Source organism: Clostridium sp. (genome assembly GCF_040797585.1).
Taxonomy (GTDB): domain Bacteria; phylum Bacillota; class Clostridia; order Clostridiales; family Clostridiaceae; genus Clostridium_Z.
Window position 1 is genome coordinate 1 of record NZ_JBFNEO010000225.1, and the last position, 4,364, is coordinate 4,364.

Annotated in this window: 4 protein-coding genes; all 4 read right to left on the bottom strand. The window is 30.7% G+C overall.

The features are described from left to right. On the bottom strand, positions 1–2,237 hold a 2,237-nt coding region (locus tag AB2369_RS11760; RefSeq protein WP_367666668.1), incomplete at its 3' end, for a cation-transporting P-type ATPase. 305 nt (positions 2,238–2,542) lie between these two features. Beyond that, positions 2,543–2,902, bottom strand: a complete 360-nt coding sequence (gene spoVAE, locus AB2369_RS11765; protein WP_367666669.1) for a stage V sporulation protein AE — start codon at positions 2,900–2,902, stop codon at positions 2,543–2,545. Position 2,903: 1 nt separating this feature from the next. After that, the gene (spoVAD, locus tag AB2369_RS11770) at positions 2,904–3,923 is read right to left on the bottom strand and encodes a stage V sporulation protein AD (RefSeq protein ID WP_367666670.1); all 1,020 of its coding nucleotides are present in this window, start codon (positions 3,921–3,923) and stop codon (positions 2,904–2,906) included. Positions 3,924–3,936: 13 nt separating this feature from the next. Continuing rightward, the coding region (gene spoVAC, locus AB2369_RS11775) for a stage V sporulation protein AC (RefSeq protein ID WP_367666671.1) at positions 3,937–4,364 on the bottom strand (428 nt) is incomplete at its 5' end.

A 4,364-nucleotide genomic window follows, 5' to 3' on the forward strand; every position in this document is an offset into this window, starting at 1 on the left:
AAAGACTTTATAAGACCCCACCCTAATAAATAATATAATAATATACATATTATTATATTTATAATAATCATAATATTTGCTACTACATTAATAGTTTTACTTTCACTATAAAACAACTTAAGAGCAATTATTATAGAGATTAAATTTAACCATATATAAATACTCTCATTACTCCCACCAATAAAAGCTATCCATAAAAATATAGATAAGGTAGAGACAATACTTGTAAATTTCAGAAACTTTTCTAATAGCTCTCCTCCCTTATATATGGACTTACCTCTTTTTATAACAAAAATCATATTATGTAAATAATTCTCTTCTATATAAATAGGACAAAGTTTTTTTATCATATTGGTTAGGTTTTTACCAACACCAACCCCTAGACTACATAAACTCATCATAGGAAGATATGTCATATTATCTAAAAATAATAATATGTCCATTCCTCTATCCCTTAACTCTCTTAAAATTATATATTTATGATAAGAGTTTATTCTTGAAAATATTCTGTACTTGTATACATTTCTTTCAAACTCCTCATGGGTTGTATAATCTATTTCTATACCACTTTGTATTTTCTCAAGTCCCCCATTTATATTTAAATATTTTAGAGTATGTAGACAAGATAGCTTGTCCTCATCTGTAGCTATAGTAGGTACTATTGCGTTATCTATGCAATAAGCTACATCTTCTACTGAAGTAGTATTAAATTCACTCTTAAGTCCAATAAGTCCAACAAAAACTAAGTGGCTCTCTATATTTTCCTTTGAAGAGGGCTCATAGGCAAAATTTCTATAGGCAAGGGCTATAACCCTAAGTCCATTGTTACTCATTTCTATATGAGCATTCTTTATTCCATCTATGTATTCACGAGTAAGTTCTATCTCAACTCCCTCTTTCATTATATGAGTTGATGCCTCTAACATAACATCTACATCACCCTTTACATGGGCTCTATAAAAGTTTTCTATTCTATTTACTACAGTTTTTAACCTTCTACCACTATCATATGGAATCTCAAAAGCTTTTATGGTTCTAAACTCTTCTGTAATCTCACTTAATCCATTAGACTCTATAAAATTCATTATAGCTTTATCACTGCTATTACCTTTCACTGAAGATGTTAAATAGGCAATGGATAACATTCTCTCTCCATTTATTTCTTTAAACTCATCTATATCATAAAGTTTAATATATTTTGAATCCGTATATATCCTTCTTAAAGTAAGAACTTCATCACTTAAGGCTCCTTCTTTATTCATAAAAATACTATGAATACTTGTTGCTCTAATCAAGGTATCAAAGGAGTTTATATGTATACCCTTCTTTTTAAATTCCTTCACTTCCTTAATAGAAATCATAGTAATTATTACAAATAACCATATAGGATAACTACCTTGAAAAGTTTTTAAAAATAAGTTTAAGGATAGTTTTATATCTTTATAATATATAAATGAAATAATTCCGAAACCTATAGATAAGGCTGTTATATAATATATGATTCTATTTAAATAGTTAAAAGCTTCATTCTTAAACTCCATATCTCCCTTAGAATTTATGTCTGTAAAACCTATTACTTTACCTATCTGTGTTTTATCTCCAACCTCAACTACCACTCCAGATCCTTGTCCTTTTATAACCTTACTTCCCATAAAGACCATATTTCCTATAAGGTTTATGGATAAATCCTTCTCCTCTATCTTAGTTGGATATTTTTCTACTGGCTCTTTTTCTCCACTTATAAGATACTCATTTATCTTTAAATTTTTACACTCTATAAGTCTTATATCCCCTGGGACTACATCACCCTCACTTAAATACACTAAATCTCCTACAACTAAATCTGAAGATTTAATAATTTTTGTTGAGTATCCCCTCATAACCTTTACATCTATATTGTTAAGATTTTCAAATTCTTCTATAAATTCATGATCCTTTTTATAACCTTTTATAAACATATAAAAATAACCTATAAAAAACATCATATGTATTCCTAGGATTATGTAACTTTTAAAATAATATCCTATAAATAATGATACTATTATATATATAATAAAAGGATTTATGATTTCTCTATATAAAAGTTTAAAAATACTTTCTCTCTCTTTAAGAGAAATAGAGTTGCTACCATACTCATTAGTCCGTTTATAAAGTTCTCTCTCTTCTATACCCTTCTCCGGGATTACTTTAAGTTCCTCTAATATGTGAACAACTGCTCTTCCATACCATTTTTCCATTACCTCTGCTCCTTTTTCTATTATGAATTTATCCTTTTACTCCCTATGCCATATTATAAGTTACATAAAAATAAGAAAAACTATAAAATAAATTTTTCCTCTTTAAAGTAAAATTTAAAATTCTAAAACTTTAGATAAATTCATTTAGGTTTAGAGGGAAACTGAAATTCCCTCTAAATTATATTCACTTTATCATATCATATATGGAATAATTTTGTATAGATTATACATATCTTTTTAATATAAATTTTAAATATATTAAACTAGTTTATTATAAATATCAAAACATCTTTTATATTTTAATATTACTCCTTAGTCTTCGGATCAAATGCTAAGGCCATTATGTATCCAAAAAATATTGCTGCGGTTATTCCTGCTGCTGTTCCTTTTATGCCTCCAGTAAAAGCACCAAGAATACCTATTTTATCAACTTCCTTAATTGTAGCCTTAGCTAGGGAATATCCAAATCCCGGTAGAGGTACCGTAGCTCCAGCTTTTCCTATCTTCACTATAGGTGCATATAAACCAAGTCCTCCTAATATAACTCCAATGGTTACAAAGGCTACAAGTATTCTTGCTGGAGTAAGCTTAGTCCTATCCATAAGTATTTGAGCTATGACACATATTATTCCACCTACTATAAAAGCATTAACATAACTCATCATGCTATTGTCCTCCTTTATATTCAATGGTTACTCCATGAGCAATACCTGGTATATTTTCTCCTTGAAATGAAGAAGTAGGACTCATTAAGGCTCCTGTAGATACAATAAAGGCTCTCTTAAATTTTCCTTGAAGCATACTTTTATATATATATCCACAGGTTACAACCGCAGAACATCCACAGCCACTTCCTCCAGAGGCTGTATTTTGAGTGTTAGAGTCAAAAATCTCCTCTCCGCAGTCAATATATATGCCACGTACATCATAGCCATACTGTAAAAGTAGCTGCTCTGTTATTTCTCTTCCTACCTTTCCTAAGTCTCCTGTAGCTATAACGTCATAGTCACTAGGCTTAAATCCTGTATCCTTAAAGTGATTATAGATAGTATCTACCGCCGCTGGCGCCATAGCTGCTCCCATATTATTAGCATCCTTTATGCCATAATCCTTCACCTTTCCTGTGGTTACATAGGTAACCTCTGGAAAGTCTCCCTTAAGTCCTAAGATCATAGCTCCTGAGCCTGTTACTGTCCACTGACTAGTCTCTGCTCTTTGACTTCCAAACTCTAATGGATATCTAAATTGTCTTTCTGCAGAGCTGAAATGGGATGATGTAGATGCAATTGCATAATCTGCAAACCCTCCATCCATAACTAAAGAAGCAATACCTAGTGACTCAGACATAGTTGAACAAGCTCCATAAAGTCCTACAAAGGGTATATCAAGATCTCTAGCAACAAAGTTTGAAGATGCTAACTGATTAAGTAAATCTCCTGCAAACATATAATTTATGTCTTCTTCTTTAAGTTTCGCCTTTTTTATAGATTCCTTTATAGCATGATACATCATAGAGCTTTCTGCCTTTTCATATGTATCCTTTCCATTGGTATCATCACTTAAAATTATATCAAAAAAGTCTTTTAAGGGGCCTCTTCCCTCCTTAGGTCCTACTATACTAGTAGTTGCAAGTATTTTAGGCTTTTTTTCTAATCTTACAGTTTGAAGTCCCACTCTCTTTTGCATAAAAATCCCCTTTCTATTTAAATAAATAATTAATACAATAATGTATTATTCCAATTATTACAGAGGTACTTATTCCATATACAAGTACAGGGCCTGCTATGGTAAACATCTTAGCTCCTACACCAAATACAAAGCCTTCTTTTTTAAATTCAATAGCAGGGGCAACTATGGAATTGGCAAATCCAGTTATAGGCACAACTGTACCTGCTCCCGCAAAATTAGCTATTTTATCATAAATACCAATTCCAGTAAGGCTAGCTCCTATAAAAACCATAATTATAGAAACTGTTGCAGAAACATTTTCCTCTGATAACCCCATATTCATAAATACATTATTAAAAAATTGTCCCACCATACATATAAGACCACCTATTATAAAAGCAAAAAAGCAATTCTTTAAAAGCTTATTTTTAGGTTCTATTTGTGTAGATAGCTTTACGA

Excerpts from the sequence above, each read along its gene's own strand:
- spoVAE (WP_367666669.1), bottom strand. The coding sequence starts at position 2,902 with ATGATGAGTTATGTTAATGCTTTTATAGTAGGTGGAATAATATGTGTC.
- spoVAD (WP_367666670.1), bottom strand. The coding sequence starts at position 3,923 with ATGCAAAAGAGAGTGGGACTTCAAACTGTAAGATTAGAAAAAAAGCCT.